The following is a 17,489-nucleotide window of genomic DNA, read 5'->3' as shown; positions in this document are numbered from 1 at the left end:
AAAGATTACTCACTATTTCAATTTTTAATGATAGTAAGCTCTAAATTTATATTCAATAAAAAAAGGAGTGACTATTGTCACTCCTTCGTTTCTTCTTTATCTTCTACGTTTTCATCTTCTTTTTTCATTGTGATGTTTACTTTCACATCATCAGAAGACTTTTTGCGTTCTGGTAAAGTTCCATGCTCATATAAATGATTGATTTGCTCTGCATCTAATGTTTCTACTTCAAGTAACGTTTTCGCGATAATATCAAGCTTATCTCGTTTGTCAGTAAGAATTTGTTTTGCACGAGCATAACACTCTTTCATAATTGTTTGCATTTCCACATCAATTTCATGTGCAATTGCATCACTGTAGTTTTGTTCTGAATGGAAGTCTCTTCCTAAGAACACTTGGCCACCTTGTGAGCTACCAAATTGCATCGGTCCAAGCTTATCACTCATACCGAATTCTGTAACCATACGTCTTGCAATACCAGTCGCACGTTGGAAGTCGTTGTGAGCACCTGTACTTACTTCACCAAATACAATCTCCTCAGCTACTCGACCACCAAGTAAACCAGTGATTTTATCAAGTAATTCTGGTTTTGTCATGAAGTAACGATCTTCTTTCGGAAGCATTACAGCATATCCACCAGCTTGACCACGAGGGACAATTGTTACTTTATGGACGATATCTGCTTCATCAAGGACAACACCAATTACAGTATGGCCAGCTTCATGGAATGCAACGATATTACGTTCTTTTTCAGAAATAACACGACTTTTCTTAGCTGGACCTGCGATAACGCGATCCGTTGCCTCATCGATATCAGACATATCAATTTTCTTCTTATCTTGACGCGCAGCTACTAGCGCCGCTTCGTTTAATAAGTTTTCAAGATCCGCACCAGAGAATCCTGGTGTACGAGTCGCAATTGCTCTTAAATTAATATCCTCATCAAGCGGCTTATTACGAGCGTGTACTTTTAGTACTGCTTCACGACCATTTACATCTGGACGATCCACTGTAATTTGACGGTCAAAACGACCTGGACGTAATAACGCTGGATCAAGAATATCTGGACGGTTTGTTGCAGCGATGATAATAATACCTTCATTTGCACCGAATCCATCCATTTCAACAAGAAGTTGGTTCAACGTTTGTTCACGCTCATCATGACCACCGCCAAGACCTGCGCCACGTTGACGCCCTACTGCATCAATCTCATCAATGAAAATGATACAAGGAGCATTTTTCTTTGCATTTTCAAATAAATCACGTACACGTGAAGCACCGACACCGACAAACATCTCTACGAAATCAGAACCACTAATAGAGAAGAATGGAACGCCAGCTTCACCCGCAACAGCACGTGCAAGTAAAGTTTTACCTGTACCCGGAGGTCCCACTAAAAGAACACCCTTCGGAATACGAGCACCAACTTCAGCAAACTTACGAGGGTCTTTCAAGAATTCAACTACCTCAACAAGTTCTTGTTTTTCTTCATCTGCTCCAGCAACATCTCTGAAACGCACCTTTTTCTTTTCATCATTGTATAACTTCGCCTTACTCTTCCCGAAGTTCATAACACGGCTACCACCGCCCTGAGCTTGGTTTAATAAGAAGAAGAATAAAATGAAGATAATGACAAACGGGATGATAGAAGTAAAGAATGTTACCCAAGCACTTGTTTCCTCTGCTGGTTGATACTTAACTTCAGCACCTTTCACTTTATCATTAATTTTCTTTTGTAACTCTTCAGTATTTGGTGCATAAGTAACGAATTGGTCCCCCTGGTTAGAAGTACTGAATTGTCCTTTTACTTCAAATACACCATTTTTCGGTTGAAGCTGCACATTACGCACTTCACCTGCTTCAAGTTTAGTAATGAATTTATCGTAGCTAACTGATGTCGTTTTTTGCGTCGAACCATTAAAATAGCTTACGATTCCAATTACTACTAAGAATATCAGTAAATAAAAGATGGTATTACGGAAGATACGATTCATTCCTAACCTCCTCTCACGGCATAAACACTATAGTAAATCGTAACATAGAAAAACTTTCTTATACAATTGTAACGCCTATATTTAATTAATTTGAGTAAACACTTGGTTTTAATACTCCCACATAAGGAAGGTTACGGTATTGCTCTTTATAATCTAAGCCATATCCTACTACAAATTCATGAGGAACAGTAAATCCAACATAATCTGCTTTCAGATCAACTTTTCTACCTGTTGGTTTATCTAATAATGTAACAATCTTTACAGATTTCGCTTTACGATATTTAAACAGGTCTACTAGATAGCTTAATGTAAGACCGCTGTCAATGATATCTTCAACGATTAAAATATCTCGACCTTCTACAGAAGTATCAAGATCTTTTAAGATTTTCACTTCACCTGTTGAAACTGTAGAATGACCATAGCTAGATACAGCCATAAAATCCATTTCAAGATATGTATCTGTTCTCTTTAATAAGTCTGCCATAAATGGCATTGCACCTTTTAATACACCAATTGCAAGAGGTACTGTGTTTTTGTAATCCTCTGCAATGATTGCACCTAGTTCGTGCACCTTTTCTTGTATTTGCTCTTCAGAAATTAATACTTTTTCGATATCTTGATTCATCATTTCATTATCCTCCCGGAAGACTCCTTGCTTTTGTAGTGAATAATAATATATTTATCCTTATTTGCTACTCCTTGCGAAATAGCAAATGCAGATCGTTTCAACAAGGGAACCCAAATAATATTTCCACTTGTATCACAAACAATCGGCCACTCTTCTCTTTTTTCCTTTGGTACTTTAGCTTCGATAAAAATACTCTTTATCTTTTTCGTGCCACTCATACCTTGTATTGACATGCGATCTCCATTTTCCCTAGAACGAATACGAAGAGGATATGATATATCCTTATACTTAGCAACAAACACTGTTTCATTCATATTACTCGGTATCTCTTCATTTATTTCTGCTACAAGCGTATCCCCGTTCGGTAATGCGATTACCCCCGGCACTGATAATACTTGCGAAAAAGGAAAAACAATTTCTTGGTTAAATCCAAAACTACATTCTTCATATGTACGAACAATTTTTAAACCATTTGGAAAATCAAGTGAACCTGAAGGTTGTGTTCGTTTAAAAAATGCAATCACCTTGTCAATATGTACAGAAGAAAGCGAAGACGGAATCTTATATTCATAAAGATAGTTTAATATTAGTTGAATCCCTCTTCTTTGTAAAGGCATAGACATGGATTCAAAGTCAGGAATTGATAAGACGATATGTTTATCACTTTTTTTCGTAATTACTTTATTCATCTTTTCAAAAGCTAATTCCTGCAAATACGCTTCATCCTCTTGCATGAGCATACTAAATTTTTGAAATTTCTCATGCACTTGCGGATTTTCCTTTTTCAAATAAGGAAGAATATACTTACGTAATCGATTCCTCGTATATGCTTCTTTTTTATTACTCGGATCAATGCGTGGCACTATTCCTAGCCTATTGCAGTAATTAATAATTTCTTCCTTCGTTACCCCGAGTAAAGGTCTAATTAAATATCCATTATGAAAAGGGCGCTTCACAGCAATTCCCGCATACCCTTTCGGAGTACTCCCTCTTACAAGGCGCATTAAAATCGTCTCTACTTGATCATCTCCGTGATGCCCAAGAGCTACATACAGTGCATCATATTTCTTCATTATTCTTTCCAAAAATGCATATCGGCATTCTCTAGCAGCCATCTGTGCATTCATTCCATATTGCTGTTGATATTGCGATACATTAATTCTTATCGTTTCGCAAATGACCCCTATCTCTTTACAAAGATTTTCTACAAATTGCAAATCCTCATGAGATTCATTCCCTCTAAACATATGATCTACATGTGCCACTACAATTTCGAGATTCTTCTCTTCTCTTTTCTCTAATAAATAGTATAAAAGAGCTAAAGAATCTGGGCCTCCAGAAACTCCTACAACAATTGTTGAATGTTCCTTTAATACATCATGCTGCTTTGCAAAATCATCTACTTTTTCAACAAATGTATCTTTCAACTTCGCAATCACCTTTCATGAAACCAAAACAGTAACATACCGTACCTTGCTTATAATGGTACAACTTTTACAAACATTGTGCAAAAAAAAGATGTACAAAATTCTCATTTTTATCTTACATCTCCATCTTTATATGTATAGGGTGACTAAAATTACTTTATCCTACAAAAAAAGGTCTAGGCTAATGCCTAGACTTTTTCATTAAAACATAAAGTTTATACACCTGTTATTGTGCTTGCATGCCCACAATTGGAATCGTAGCCCACTTCGGCATGTTCTTCTTTACTTTTGCAACAACAATAGTCATATCATCCTTTATATACCCATCACTTGAACGAATGACCTCCTCCATAATAATATCAGCGATTTCTTGTGGATCTTCTGTTTGAAGCTCTTTAATTTTCCGTTTCATCCATAGTTCATGATTCTCTACATGCTGTGCTCCTTCAAAGATTCCATCGCTCATCATAACAAGAATATCCCCTGTTTTTAATTGTTCACCAACAACATCCACTTCAACATCTTCAATAATTCCCATTGGCAAATTACTTGCTTCTATTTTTAAAATACTATTTCCACGCTTTACAAAACTCGGAGTCGAACCAATCTTTAAAAACCTCGCACTTGCATCTCGTAAATCTACCATGGCTAAATCAAGTGTTGTAAACATCTCCTCAGTCGTTCTCAAAGAAAGAATTGAATTAATAGATTTAATCGCTATCTCTTCATCAATACCTGACTGTAATATTTTTTGTAGTAGTTTTACTGTTTCTTTACTTTCCATGTGCGCCCTCTGCCCATTTCCCATCCCGTCACTAATCGCAAGTGCATATTTACCAACACTCAAATCCATCATTGCATATGAATCTCCTGAGACAAACCCGCCCCCTTTTGCAGCTGTAGCAAGTCCCGTATCAAGAGAAAATGTTTTTGCTGAACCAAACGATATCATACTATGACCATTTGGATAAGCAGACTTTTCCTCATGTTTAACAACAATATTTTCTTTTAAAATATCCGAAAGCATCGGTGCAACCAATTTATCACATTCACCATGTTCATTAGATGCAGCTGGAATCGTCATTTCAATATCAATATTACCTCTATCTAAACAGTAAATATCAACATGTTCCACCTCAACACCAAAATCTCGAAATGCCTGCAAGATTTGTTCTTCTTGCACTTGATGATTTTCCCTTTCTCTTTGAATTTCCTTTGCAAAATCCTCCATCACTTTCGAAACACCTAATAATTGTTCCGCCACAATTCTACGATTCTCTTTCATTTGTTTTCGTAACTTTTGTCCTTCATAGAAATGATCTAATTCACCAGCTACTAAGTCCGTTACCTTTTTACCTCTTACACAATGCTTGTCCCATTCGCGAACTAACTTACGATTATGCTGCAATGTTCCTTCTTCTGTTTCATTCATAATTTGTTTCATATAGTCATATGTTTTATCAAAATTAACTACCCAACATTGATCTTTTTTGAAGCACGTTTGACATGTTTTTGCTGTAATTGTGCTTAAGAATAAATCTTCTTCTGTCTCTTTATCATCTTCCTCTACATATCCATATACTGAAAAGCTATTAGATAAGGCAGAAAACACATTTGCAAATTGATTAATTTTATTCGCTGTAACATCACGCATTCTCCGTAAGTATTGCTGTTGATCCTGAGAATGTTCCTGTGTACCAGGCATAAATTTAGCAATACGATCCATAATAATTTTTGGTGTTAATAAGAAGAAAATTATCGCTACACCAGACTCAATTAAAGTTGTTATAATACTAGCCTGTTTATCTACATATAATGTAATTAAACTCGTACCAATTAATAGTCCTAAACTGACTCCTATACGCTTTCCTTCTTTCAACAATCCACCCAATAATCCCGAAAAAGCGAGTAGACTAAGTTGAGATAAGCTTGCCACGTTCGCTAAACTTAATATCAAGCCAGTAACAACCCCGACAGTTGAACCTGTAGCTGCCCCAGCAACGAAGGCGAATAATAAAACTAAATATCTAGTGAAAATATGTTGAATAGACGCATCATAAATGAACCAATCCGTCGTACCTGTTAAAACTGATGCCAATAATATAATTAAACAAACAATTTCTTCTGTTTCTAACGATTGTTGTTTTCCTTTCCTTTCTGTTAAAAGTGGTACACTTTGCAAAAAAATCATTGTTAACACAAAACTAAGGCCCGCTTCAATTGTACTTACGAGTAGATCATACATAGTAATCGTTTGTTGCGCGAAATACACAACAACAAGATGTGCGGTTAGTGCGGAGATAAATACTTGAAATGGTACAAGTCCAACGGTTTTACGTGTAAACCTACTAAAGAAGATATTGTAAATGAAGAAAGTAAAAATGGATGCAAAGGTGAAAAATAAATTATCTATCGAAATCGAAAGCGCCCCACCCATAAGGGCCAAAAATGCAAGCGGCATTTTATCCCGCTTCATAACATAAACGGCAGCAAAAAATGGCAATGCAAACGGTAAAATATTCGTTAATATATATGCTCGTCCTAAAAGAAAACCAATGACAACAATAATAAATCCCCATCTAAAGAAAACCTGTTCGAACTTCATGCGTAACTTACTCGTCCACTTTATCGTCCTTAGCTGTCCATCATTCATCGCCAATGCACTTGTATTCATAGTATTCCTTCCTGCTTTAGGCATATTTTTAACACCACCTGCATAGTTTAATTACTGTCATTATAAAAGATGGTTATTGGGATTTTTGTCAAAACAACAGTCCGCATTCTTATAATCGTTCGACTTTTTATTCGAAATAAATCTACGTATATACAATGTATTCAACGAATATAAAATTAAATGATTTAATTTTCAGAAAATAATGGATGTTTTTGTAGAAGCATTGCACATATTCATAATTTCTTGACAAAAAAAGATCATGCACATGTGCATGATCTTTTTAGATGACCCGTACGGGATTCGAACCCGTGTTACCGCCGTGAAAGGGCGGTGTCTTAACCACTTGACCAACGGGCCGTTAAATTAAATATAGCGGCGGAGGGGATCGAACCCCCGACCTCACGGGTATGAACCGTACGCTCTAGCCAGCTGAGCTACACCGCCATGTCGTCTTATTTAACGGACAATTAGTATCATATATCAGTTTATATTTAAAGTCAATACATTTCAAAAAGTTTTTTGTTTTTTTGAATTTATGTTCCTTCACATAAAAAAGCACCCCGAGTAATTTACCCTGGGCACCTCTCTATATGTTAAGAATAAAACGTCTGTTTTATCCGCGACGAGCGCCACGGCCACCACGTTTAGATTCTGTATTACGCTTTAAAGAAGTCAAACGATCTTCACTATCTTTTAAAAAGCGTGCCATTTTTTGTTCAAACGTTTCTTTTTGATTACGGTTGTCGCCGCCACCGCCGCGGTTATCTCTGTTAAAAGAACGATTACGTTGTGGACGTCCAGAACGTTGTTGGTCACCGCCGCGTTGGTATTCACCACGTGGACGATCTCCTTCTGTTTTTTCACGCTCTTTCGCTTTTTTAATAGATAGACCAATTTTGCCATCTTTTTCAACATTAATAACTTTTACTTCTACTTGGTCGCCTACTTTTAAGTGATCGTTAATATCTTTCACATAATTATCAGCAACTTCACTAATATGAACAAGACCCGTTAAGCCTTCTGGCAGCTCCACAAAAGCCCCAAAATTTGTAATACCTGTTACTTTACCCTGTAACTTGCTGCCTACCTCGATTGACATAAAAAAAATGCTCCTCCTTAGTGGTTAAAAAGTCAAATTTTACTTTATTATATATAATCCTAAAATATAGTGTCAATAAGACATACTCTACTTAGAAACAGGAAAAATTATCTCCCCTTTTCCAGAGAAGAAATAATCCCTTCTAGCAATCTTTAAAACGTACTCTTCATCATTTAACTTTTGAACGTCATTTTTTAGACTTTTTTCTTTTTTCGTTAATGAATCCAATTCTTTTTTCATGTCCTTAACTTTTGCTTCTTTTGCTTTAATGGAACTGTTTTGTTGATAAAACGTCACACTAATACTCGCAATAATTGTAAAAGCAAAGACAAGAAAAACCGCTAAACGGCGATAAAGTCGCTTCCTGTTGTCGTTCGTTTGTATTATATGTTCTTTAACAGGATTTGGACTCTGCTCTTCGATTGTTCTTTGTCTCAGTTCCCTCATTTCCGAGGTCCCCCTAACTTCTTTTTTATACGCTCCCATAAACCGGAGATATGTCCCTTCAATTTCGTTACATATTGTAGGAACTCTACATGCTTCATTATAAAAAGTTTAACACGATTAGGGAGAAGTTTCCATATGAGCGAAGCAATAAATCGAACAGGCCAGAAAAAAACTTTCCATACGAAAAGTAATATCCAAACAAGAAATCTCCATAACACATGTCCAATTGAAAGTAGTATACGAAATAAGAATAATATAAATGCAACAACTAGCTGCGCTATAATAATAACAGGTTTTATCATGAGTAGCTGTATAATTCGAATAAAAAATTGTATTGTTTGTACAAAAATATAGATGAGAAAATTTAACATCTTCATGTACAGTGCTTTCAAAAGACTCTGATATGCCGCAAAACCACACAGCAATGCTAAAAACACATATATACGTAACTCCGCTTCATTAACGAGTAATAACACATAAAAGACAAGTAGTGCTTGGACAATCCAAAATAATATATCATGTATAAATACAAGCCAACGCTTACGCTGCGTACGTTTCAAGAAACGCTGGTATGTATCTAGAGATGCACCAATCCAAGCACCCATTCCGATCATTGAAAGCATTGTATACAATTGAACTGTTAAGCTCATTTAAACAACTTACTAAAGAAGCCTTTAGTTTTCTCCCCTTGATTCTCATCAATATACAGCATCTCATGAATTTTACCTTTAATCGATACAATGCCTTTTTCTACATCTAAATTTTTCATTTGTAAATTTTGGCCACGAATCGTTAAAAAACCCATTACAGTTTCGAGTAAAAACTCTTCACTATCAAAACTTTCCACTTGCTTTACACCAGTAATGTCGATTACACGCCTGCCACGCATGATAATATCGTGCTCTACAGAAACATTTTGTTGATTAGAAGACATAGCTGAGTAACCATTATTCACGAAAATCCCCCCATAGCTTTATACTAGCTATTAATAATGATATGAAGGGACGAATTATTTTAGAACAAGCCTTCTTCTGCTTTTACTTTTTCTTCACGAACTATGCTATACATGTTTGCTGCATCTTCTTTTTTTGTTGTTTCCTTTAGTTCATTTATTTTTACAGTCACTATTTTTTGCCCAAAGCGAATTGTTAATTCATCTTCTACTTTCACATCAGAACTCGCCTTTGCAACTTGTCCGTTAATTGAAATTCTTCCTTGGTCAGCAACTTCTTTCGCTAATGTTCTTCTTTTAATTAAACGTGATACTTTCAAAAACTTATCTAAACGCATTTTATTTCCCCCTTATTAACGCTCTGTTCGTTTTGCTTCCTCCCACAAAACGTCCAATTGCTCCAACGTTAGCTCCTGCATCTCTTTGTTCATTTCAGCTACTTTTGCTTCCATATACAAAAACCGATTCATGAATTTTTCATTTGTTGTGCGTAAAGCTTCTTCTGGATCTAATTTATAGTGACGAGCTATATTTACAAAAGCAAATAGTAAGTCACCAAATTCACCAAGCATTTTTTCTTCATCCATATTCGTAACTTCTTGTTGGAATTCCTGCCACTCTTCTAATGCCTTCTCTATCATCGGTTTTACATCAGCCCAATCAAATCCGACTTTACCAGCCTTCTTCTGAATTTCATAGGCACGCATTAATTGTGGTAAATTCTTTGGGATTCCAGTTAAAACAGAGTCTCTCACAGATCCCTTTTCCTGTTTTTTAATTTCTTCCCAATTTACAACTACTTCATCTGCGTTATTCACATCTACATTTCCAAACACGTGCGGATGGCGACGTACCATCTTTTCAGATAAAGTTCGAATAATGTCATCTATAGAGAACCATCCCTCATCTTCTCCAATTTGAGCATGAAGCATAACTTGTAGTAATATATCTCCAAGTTCTTCAACTAAGTGATCATCATCTTCTTCATCAATTGCTTCTAACACTTCATAAGCTTCTTCAATTAAATATTTCTTTAAAGATTGGTGCGTTTGCTTCTTATCCCACGGACAGCCATTCGGCCCACGGAGCTCGGCGATAATCTCTCTAAGCACATCAAATTGTTGATATAAAGATGCACGCTCCATCACCGGCGGTACATATACACTCGTTAAATTATTTAACTCTGTTTCATGATCTAACATGTATAACGGTACCTTTTTCACTTGTTCAAATGAAGTTCCTGCCGCCGTTACAATATACACCTCATAATCGTCTGGTAACATTTCCATTAACGTTAACTTCACATCAGATGCAACAAACGCATCATACACTTGGCAAAAGATTAAATGCTGACGTAATTCTAATTGTCCTCGTTCAAATGATGTAGCATCAATTAATTGAAACCCTTCAATTGGATCAATTTTCAAACTAGCAAACATCGGATCAAGGAAACTTTGTCCACCCTCAATTCGAATTTCAATCTGTTTATTTTCGCCTTTTTGTAAAAGCAATTGAACAGTTCTTTCTGCCACAAGCGGATGACCTGGAACAGCATAAATAATCTCTGTTCCTGCAGCTTGTTCTAACAATGTATTCGCAATTGTTTCATATACAATCTCAAAAGTGTCATGCGCTTCGTATATATTATCGAAAGCAGTATATTTTATACCTTCCTTTTCTAACTCTTCTATAACTGGATGTTCCTTCGTTCTAACAAACATATGATTTGCTTCTTTTATTTTCCGGTACACACCCATTGTTAGCTGATCTAACTCACCAGCACCTAATCCTAAAACAGTAATTAATCCATTCACAGCCTGTCACCTCTATCCACTCTTCTTCAATGAACCTTCCTTTTTCTCTTCTTTCATAAAGGTTCCTAATTCTTCTTTCGTAAATACCTGAAATTTTAAAATTAAGAATACATATACTAAACCGCCAATTAACACACCTAGTAATGCTTCTGTCGTTGCCATACCTCTGTATTCGGCCTCAATAGGTAATCCTGAAATTTGAAACACACGCATAAATACCTTTAATATGAAAGCCATGCCTAACCCGCTAGCCATCACACCTAACACATTCTTTTTACTAAAGAGCGGTTCTCCCACAATCCGTATAAGCAATACACTATTGAATACAGCGATCATTATAAGAGCAACTAAGGTCGCTATCGCCGCTCCGGTTACACCAAAGTGCGGCATTAATATATAGTTTAGCGCTAACTTCAAGCAACCTCCCAACACAACAAATAAAGCTGGTTTTAATGTTTCTCCCAATCCCTGCAAAATAGAAGCAGTTGTAATTGATAGCGCACTAAACAAAATAGAGATAGATAAAATCGCTAACACACCTGATCCATCACTGTTTTCAAACAACATAATATTTGTTGGTTTCATGATACAAGCTAATCCGATTGATGCCGCAAATCCGATAACAATCGTAATTTTCATCGCCAATTGTACCTTTTCTCGAATAAATGCAAGATCCCCTCTTTCTTTCGCTCCAGTAATAATAGGAATAAGTGAAAGTGAAAATGAAGTCGTTACAACGGTACCAAGTTGCATAAGCGGAATACTTCTATCATAAACACCTTTTAATACCTTTGCGACTTCCGGCTGTTCTCCAACGCGGATCAGTAAACTATAAAACGAAACTGAATCTGCCATTTGAATAAAAATTAAGACTAAGTTACTAATACAAATTGCTATTCCTTGCCAAAAGAGAATTCGAATAATCTTCTTTTTATGTTTAACCCCTCTCCATCCTCGTGAGAAGATGGAACGAAAATCGTGACGCATATACAATAAAAGTACGATAATCCCAATAAGTCCACCTGCAATTGACCCTAACATAGCCCCTGCACCAACTGTGTATAAATCAAAGCTATGAGCAATAAGGAATAATGACAAAAAGACAATAATTGAAACACGAATCGTTTGTTCGATCACCTGCGAAACAGCTGTTGGCATCATATTATTAAATCCTTGAAAATACCCTCTCGCTACAGATAAAAATGGCATTAATAAGAATGAAAATGAAATGACACGCAATAATTTATCTAAATGTACATCCCCCATAGCTAATGCTATTATTTTGGCGCCAAAAAACAATGTAAAAAAGCCTATAAAACCAATCCCTAATAAAAACCAAAAAGAAACGCATATAATCTCTTCTGCCTCTTTTTGCTTACCTCGTTCCAAACGTTCTGCCACCATCTTGGAAATAATAATAGGAAATCCGTAAGTGGTCAAAATTAAACAAAATCCATAAAACGGATAAATTTGTTGATAAATGTAAAACCCAACATCTCCCGCTATATTTTGATATGGAATACGGTAAAAAGCGCTTAATACCTTCGTAACAAAACTTGCGATTGTTAATATAATAGCCCCACGCCAAAAGGCTTGATACTTCTTCGCTTCCATACAAGAAAACTCCTTTTCCTATTCTCACCTCTCGTATTATATCATAAAGAAAAAAACAAACTCCCCTTTCAAATCCCCTCATTTGTACAAACGATAAGACCTTATTTGAAGATAATAAAAACGTTCAATGAAAAAAGGTAGCACATTGCTACCTTTTTCGCTCAAGATCATTCTATTTCTAAATAAGAATCCCATTTTTTTCATGATGAAATATCATAATTAGGAAAGATTGCTACTTATAACAGTTTTCACTTCATTACTGCTCCATTTGTTTTGCTAAGAAGCTTGCAGCGGTATTTACCGCTTTATGTTCTATTTCACTAATAATGTCTTCTTTTGAAAAGATGATGACAGCTCCAATTGGATCACCATTTGCTACAATTGGTCCAACTGTATAAGATTGCACTTTTTCTGTTACACCGTCAATAATGGAAATTTCACTTTCGTCTGTCATAATAACAGATTTACGTTCTTCCATTGTCTTTTCAACCAAATCGCCGACACTTTTATTTAAGTATTCTTTTTTCGATACTCCTGATACTGCGATAATAGAATCACGGTCACATACGAGCACGTTATGTCCTAAGCTATCATATAAAGCGTCAGCGTATTCTTTTGCAAAATCACCTAACTCACTAATCGGAGAATATTTTTTCAAAATTACTTCTCCGTCTCGATCAACAAAAATTTCTAAAGGATCCCCTTCACGAATACGTAGGGTTCTACGAATTTCTTTCGGGATTACCACCCTACCTAAATCATCAATTCGACGTACAATTCCAGTTGCTTTCATTCTAATGCTGCCTCACTTTCTACTGATGATCAAAGTGGTGAATTTACCTGTTCATGTAAAAATCACCAACTGTTAAACATAGTATTTTACACATTAGTTCTTCTATACACGTCGAATTACATTTTTTATCTTGTTTTACGCATTTATTACTTCTTTTTTCACGTCAGATAAGCCTTTTAATAAATTTTCAGCAATTGTTAACCATTTTGACGTCTCTAAACCATTCGTTTTCATAACTACTTTCAAACGTGATCCTTCCATACCAAGACCAATCATTCGGCCAAAACTATTTCCAAGCATGAATAATTTTCCACCATCAATATTTTGACTCGCTTGCTCAGAGAATAAAAATGTTACTTCAAATTTCGTTTGCTTAATTAACTCGATTTTCTCTTTTGTTGCTAACACTTTAATATTTGCGATTTGTAATAAATAGCCTACCTCTTGTGGATAATCTCCAAATCGATCAATCATTTCTTCTTGTAATTCTTCAATATCCTCAATTGTAGAAACACCTCTAAATTGTTTATACATCATAATTTTTTGTTTACTATCTGAAATATAAGCATCTGGTAAATATGCATCCACTTCTAAATCAATTTCAACATCAATTGTATTTTCGACCCCTTGAGGTCCTTTACGCTGTTCAATTGCATCTTTCAACATTTGAGAATACAAATCAAATCCAACAGAATCAATAAATCCATGTTGTTCAGCACCTAGTAAATTACCTGCACCACGAATCGATAAATCCCTCATTGCAATTTTAAATCCCGATCCAAGCTCTGTGAATTCTTTAATTGCTTGTAAACGCTTTTCAGCAACTTCTGATAGCACTTTATCACGTTTATATGAAAAGTATGCATAAGCAACACGATTCGAACGTCCAACGCGGCCCCGGAGCTGATACAATTGCGATAATCCCATACGATCTGCATCAAATACAATTAACGTATTTACATTTGGAATATCTACACCTGTCTCGATAATTGTTGTACTCACAAGAACGTCATGCTGCCCCTCTAAAAACGAGAGCATGACAGATTCTAACTCGCTTTCATTCATTTTCCCATGTGCATATGTTACACGAGCATCCGGCACCAGCATTGAGATCTCATCTGCTTTTCTTTCAATATCTTCAACGCGGTTATATAAGAAGTAGATTTGACCACCTCGTGCAAGCTCTCGCTCTATCGCCTCTCGAATTAACGCTGGATTATACTCCACAACATACGTTTGTACTGGGAAACGATTTTCTGGTGGTGTCTCAATAACAGATAGATCACGCACACCAAGCATAGACATGTGAAGCGTACGCGGGATCGGGGTTGCCGTTAATGTTAACACGTCAACATTCGCTTTCAGTTGCTTAATCTTTTCTTTATGAGTAACACCAAACCTCTGTTCTTCATCGATAATAAGAAGGCCTAAATCTTTATAAGTTACATCTTTAGATAAAATACGATGCGTCCCAATAACAATATCAACTGTTCCATCTTTTAAACCTTTAATTGTTTCATTTTGTTGCTTTCTTGTACGGAATCGACTTAACAAGCCTATATTAATTGGGTAATCTTGAAAACGCTCCCGAATTGTTTCATAATGTTGCTGCGCAAGAATTGTTGTCGGTACTAAAATCGCAACTTGTTTTTCATCCATAATTGCTTTAAATGCTGCACGAATAGCCACTTCTGTTTTCCCATAACCAACATCACCACAAAGAAGCCTATCCATCGGGCGTCCTCGCTCCATATCTTTCTTAATCTCTTCAATAGAACGTAATTGATCTTCCGTCTCTTGATATGGGAAAGACGACTCAAACTCTTGCTGTTCAGCAGTATCGGGTGTATACGCATAACCTTTCGATGCTTCACGTTCTGCATATAGTTTAATTAAATCATCTGCAATGTCTTGTACAGATTTTTCAACTTTCGTCTTAACTTTTTTCCAATCATTTCCACCTAATTTGTAAACTTTCGGGTCCTTACCTTCAGACCCTACATATTTTTGCACTTGGTCAATTTGTTCGATTGGAACGTATAACTTATCGTTGCCTTGATATTTAATATTTAAGTAATCTTTATGAACACCGTTAATTTCTAACGTTTCAATTCCTAAAAACTTACCGATACCATGATTTACATGAACAACATAATCTCCAACTTTTAGTTCCGAGTAACTTTTAATACGTTCTGCATTGGACAACTTTTGCTTACGTTGCGATTTTTTTATCTTTTTATGAAAAAGCTCTTTCTCAGTAATAACAACAAGCTTTTGCATCGGCATTTCAAATCCTGCATGCAAATCACCTACAGCAATTTGTAATCGTCCAGGAAGTAATATATCCGTAGATTCTACAATATCCGCTTCAATATCATAGTCACTTAAAATATGTTGTAATTTTTTTGCTCGTTCATCATCCGTTCCAAGTACAACCGTTGTAAAATGCCCTTCAGTCCATCTATCAATTTCGGTTTTTAACAACTGCATTTGCCCATGGAAATCCTGCATTGTTTTACATGTTACATTTACAATGTTTTGCGGATGTGTATGTGCGATATGACGTAAAAATAGTGTTAAATACACAAAGCTTCTTTTTTTATGATGAAGAAATTCTTCAAATGAATGCGAGAATACTAAATCCTGAATAATTGCTCCTTCGCTAAGAAGTGATGTATACCACTCTGCTTCTTCCGTTTCAAGATGCGATGCTGTTTCTTGAATACGAGAAATTTCATCTAAAATAACGACACCGTTCTCCGGTAAATAGTCTATTAGACTAGCAGGTGCTTTATAGAAAATAGATAGGTATTTAAACATTTGTTCTATACTCTGTCCATTTTTCAACATTTCTATCTCATGACTAACTGTTTCAAGTACTGCAGTCTTCAGTTTGTCATCAGAAAGTTTTTTCATTGTCTTCATTAAACCTTCTTCAAGACGTTCAATTCCTACATTTATCTCTTCTTTTGAAAACAAGAACTCTGTTGCAGGACCAAATCTTACACTTTCTTTTTTACCTTGAGATCGTTGTTCCTCTACATCAAATAATCGAATAGAATCAACCTCTGTATCGAAAAATTCGATACGAAAAGGTAGCTCTTCAGTTAATGGATAAATATCTAATATTCCTCCGCGTAAACTGAACTCTCCGGGCGCTTCTACCATCGACTTACGTTCATAACCAATATGATGTAATGTATGAAGCAACGCATCTAAATCAATCTCTTGCCCTAGACTAATTTCAATTTGCTTTTGCTTCCACAACTCTTTTATCGGTAAAAATCTGCGTAATCCAGCAACTGGAACGACAATAATACCGTTCTCTCCCATCGATAAACGATTTAATACTTCGATACGCTGCGCCTTTAGCTCTGGACTTGCAACACCAATTTCCGATGCAATTAACTCATTTACTGGATATAACCATACGTCTTTTTCACCAAGAAGTGATACTAAATCTTCGTATACTTTTTGTGCTTGATATAAATTGTGCGTCACAACAAGTTGCGACTGTTTTGTTTTTTTATATAAAGCAGCCATTAATAACGAACGGGAAGACGTTGCCATGCCTGATACAAGCTGCTCTTTTAACCCTTCTTCCAATCCATTAATAATAGATTGTATTTCTTTATTTTTATAAAATTGCTCTAATAACCCTATCATTTTCAAAACTCCTCTCAACATAAAGAGCAAGCTACTATATTTTTATGCAAATATTTTGGAAAAGGAAAACAGAAAAATGCTTTGGACATGCCAAAGCTACAACATTTCATTGCAGAAATTTTTCATATTCATAATACTCAGGATAAGATGCGAGTGTTTCTTCGCATGATTCACAAATCGTTTTTATATATATATTTCCATTTTCATGAAAATGAATCATATCTAACATTTCTTGCTCTGTTAGTTGAAATAAAACGTCGCTGTAGACTTTTTCTACAGTAATGGAACCTATATTACTTCCACAATGCCTACAATAATAATGTCCGTCCATACTATCCTCCTAAATGTACAGTTACTACTAGTATGGATAAAAACACTATA

At 35.7% G+C, this 17,489-nt stretch carries 14 protein-coding genes and 2 tRNA genes; all 16 read right to left on the bottom strand.

All coding sequences use genetic code 11. The annotated features are described in order from the left end of the window. Positions 1–77: 77 nt before the first annotated feature. On the bottom strand, positions 78–1,994 hold the full coding sequence (gene ftsH, locus DJ93_RS13220; RefSeq protein ID WP_042981321.1) for an ATP-dependent zinc metalloprotease FtsH: 1,917 nt from the start codon (positions 1,992–1,994) through the stop codon (positions 78–80). Positions 1,995–2,079: 85 nt separating this feature from the next. Next, positions 2,080–2,622, bottom strand: coding sequence for a hypoxanthine phosphoribosyltransferase (gene hpt, locus DJ93_RS13215; RefSeq protein WP_000981837.1), 543 nt, complete (start codon positions 2,620–2,622; stop codon positions 2,080–2,082). Further along, positions 2,619–4,049 carry a tRNA lysidine(34) synthetase TilS gene (tilS, locus tag DJ93_RS13210; protein WP_042981320.1) on the bottom strand — a complete coding sequence of 477 codons (1,431 nt, stop codon included), beginning with the start codon at positions 4,047–4,049 and terminating at the stop codon, positions 2,619–2,621. The genes hpt and tilS overlap by 4 nt, the downstream gene beginning before the upstream one ends. A gap of 226 nt (positions 4,050–4,275) precedes the next feature. Beyond that, entirely contained in the window at positions 4,276–6,747 is a 2,472-nt protein-coding gene (gene spoIIE / locus DJ93_RS13205; protein ID WP_042981319.1) for a stage II sporulation protein E, read from the bottom strand. A gap of 261 nt (positions 6,748–7,008) precedes the next feature. Continuing rightward, positions 7,009–7,080: transfer RNA gene (locus DJ93_RS13200), tRNA-Glu, on the bottom strand. A 13-nt stretch (positions 7,081–7,093) separates the two neighbouring features. Continuing rightward, positions 7,094–7,167: transfer RNA gene (locus DJ93_RS13195), tRNA-Met, on the bottom strand. A 169-nt stretch (positions 7,168–7,336) separates the two neighbouring features. Further along, positions 7,337–7,822 (bottom strand): S1 domain-containing RNA-binding protein, encoded by a 486-nt coding sequence (locus DJ93_RS13190; protein WP_042981318.1) that lies wholly within the window; start codon positions 7,820–7,822, stop codon positions 7,337–7,339. Positions 7,823–7,909: 87 nt separating this feature from the next. Next, positions 7,910–8,269: a cell division protein DivIC gene (gene divIC / locus DJ93_RS13185; protein ID WP_042981316.1), complete on the bottom strand. Its 360-nt coding sequence runs from the start codon at positions 8,267–8,269 to the stop codon at positions 7,910–7,912. Next, the gene (gene yabQ / locus DJ93_RS13180; RefSeq protein WP_042981315.1) at positions 8,266–8,919 is read right to left on the bottom strand and encodes a spore cortex biosynthesis protein YabQ; all 654 of its coding nucleotides are present in this window, start codon (positions 8,917–8,919) and stop codon (positions 8,266–8,268) included. Before yabQ ends, divIC begins: the two co-directional genes overlap by 4 nt. Beyond that, positions 8,916–9,224, bottom strand: a complete 309-nt coding sequence (yabP, locus tag DJ93_RS13175; RefSeq protein WP_042981314.1) for a sporulation protein YabP — start codon at positions 9,222–9,224, stop codon at positions 8,916–8,918. Before yabP ends, yabQ begins: the two co-directional genes overlap by 4 nt. A 59-nt stretch (positions 9,225–9,283) precedes the next feature. Next, positions 9,284–9,559 (bottom strand): RNA-binding S4 domain-containing protein, encoded by a 276-nt coding sequence (locus DJ93_RS13170; protein ID WP_042981312.1) that lies wholly within the window; start codon positions 9,557–9,559, stop codon positions 9,284–9,286. 15 nt (positions 9,560–9,574) lie between these two features. Next, entirely contained in the window at positions 9,575–11,035 is a 1,461-nt protein-coding gene (yabN, locus tag DJ93_RS13165; RefSeq protein ID WP_042981311.1) for a bifunctional methyltransferase/pyrophosphohydrolase YabN, read from the bottom strand. A 12-nt stretch (positions 11,036–11,047) separates the two neighbouring features. Continuing rightward, positions 11,048–12,649 carry a putative polysaccharide biosynthesis protein gene (locus tag DJ93_RS13160; RefSeq protein ID WP_042981309.1) on the bottom strand — a complete coding sequence of 534 codons (1,602 nt, stop codon included), beginning with the start codon at positions 12,647–12,649 and terminating at the stop codon, positions 11,048–11,050. Between the two features lie 256 nt (positions 12,650–12,905). Beyond that, the gene (gene spoVT, locus DJ93_RS13155) at positions 12,906–13,442 is read right to left on the bottom strand and encodes a stage V sporulation protein T (protein WP_042981308.1); all 537 of its coding nucleotides are present in this window, start codon (positions 13,440–13,442) and stop codon (positions 12,906–12,908) included. A 135-nt stretch (positions 13,443–13,577) separates the two neighbouring features. Further along, entirely contained in the window at positions 13,578–17,108 is a 3,531-nt protein-coding gene (gene mfd, locus DJ93_RS13150) for a transcription-repair coupling factor (protein WP_042981306.1), read from the bottom strand. A 106-nt stretch (positions 17,109–17,214) separates the two neighbouring features. Continuing rightward, positions 17,215–17,439, bottom strand: a complete 225-nt coding sequence (locus DJ93_RS13145; RefSeq protein ID WP_042981305.1) for an anti-sigma-F factor Fin family protein — start codon at positions 17,437–17,439, stop codon at positions 17,215–17,217. Between the last annotated feature and the right edge of the window lie 50 nt (positions 17,440–17,489).

The sequence above is a fragment of the Bacillus clarus genome, assembly GCF_000746925.1.
Lineage (GTDB): Bacteria > Bacillota > Bacilli > Bacillales > Bacillaceae_G > Bacillus_A > Bacillus_A clarus.
The sequence above is the reverse complement of the archived record's forward strand: the minus strand, read 5'-3'. Positions and strand labels throughout refer to the sequence as shown.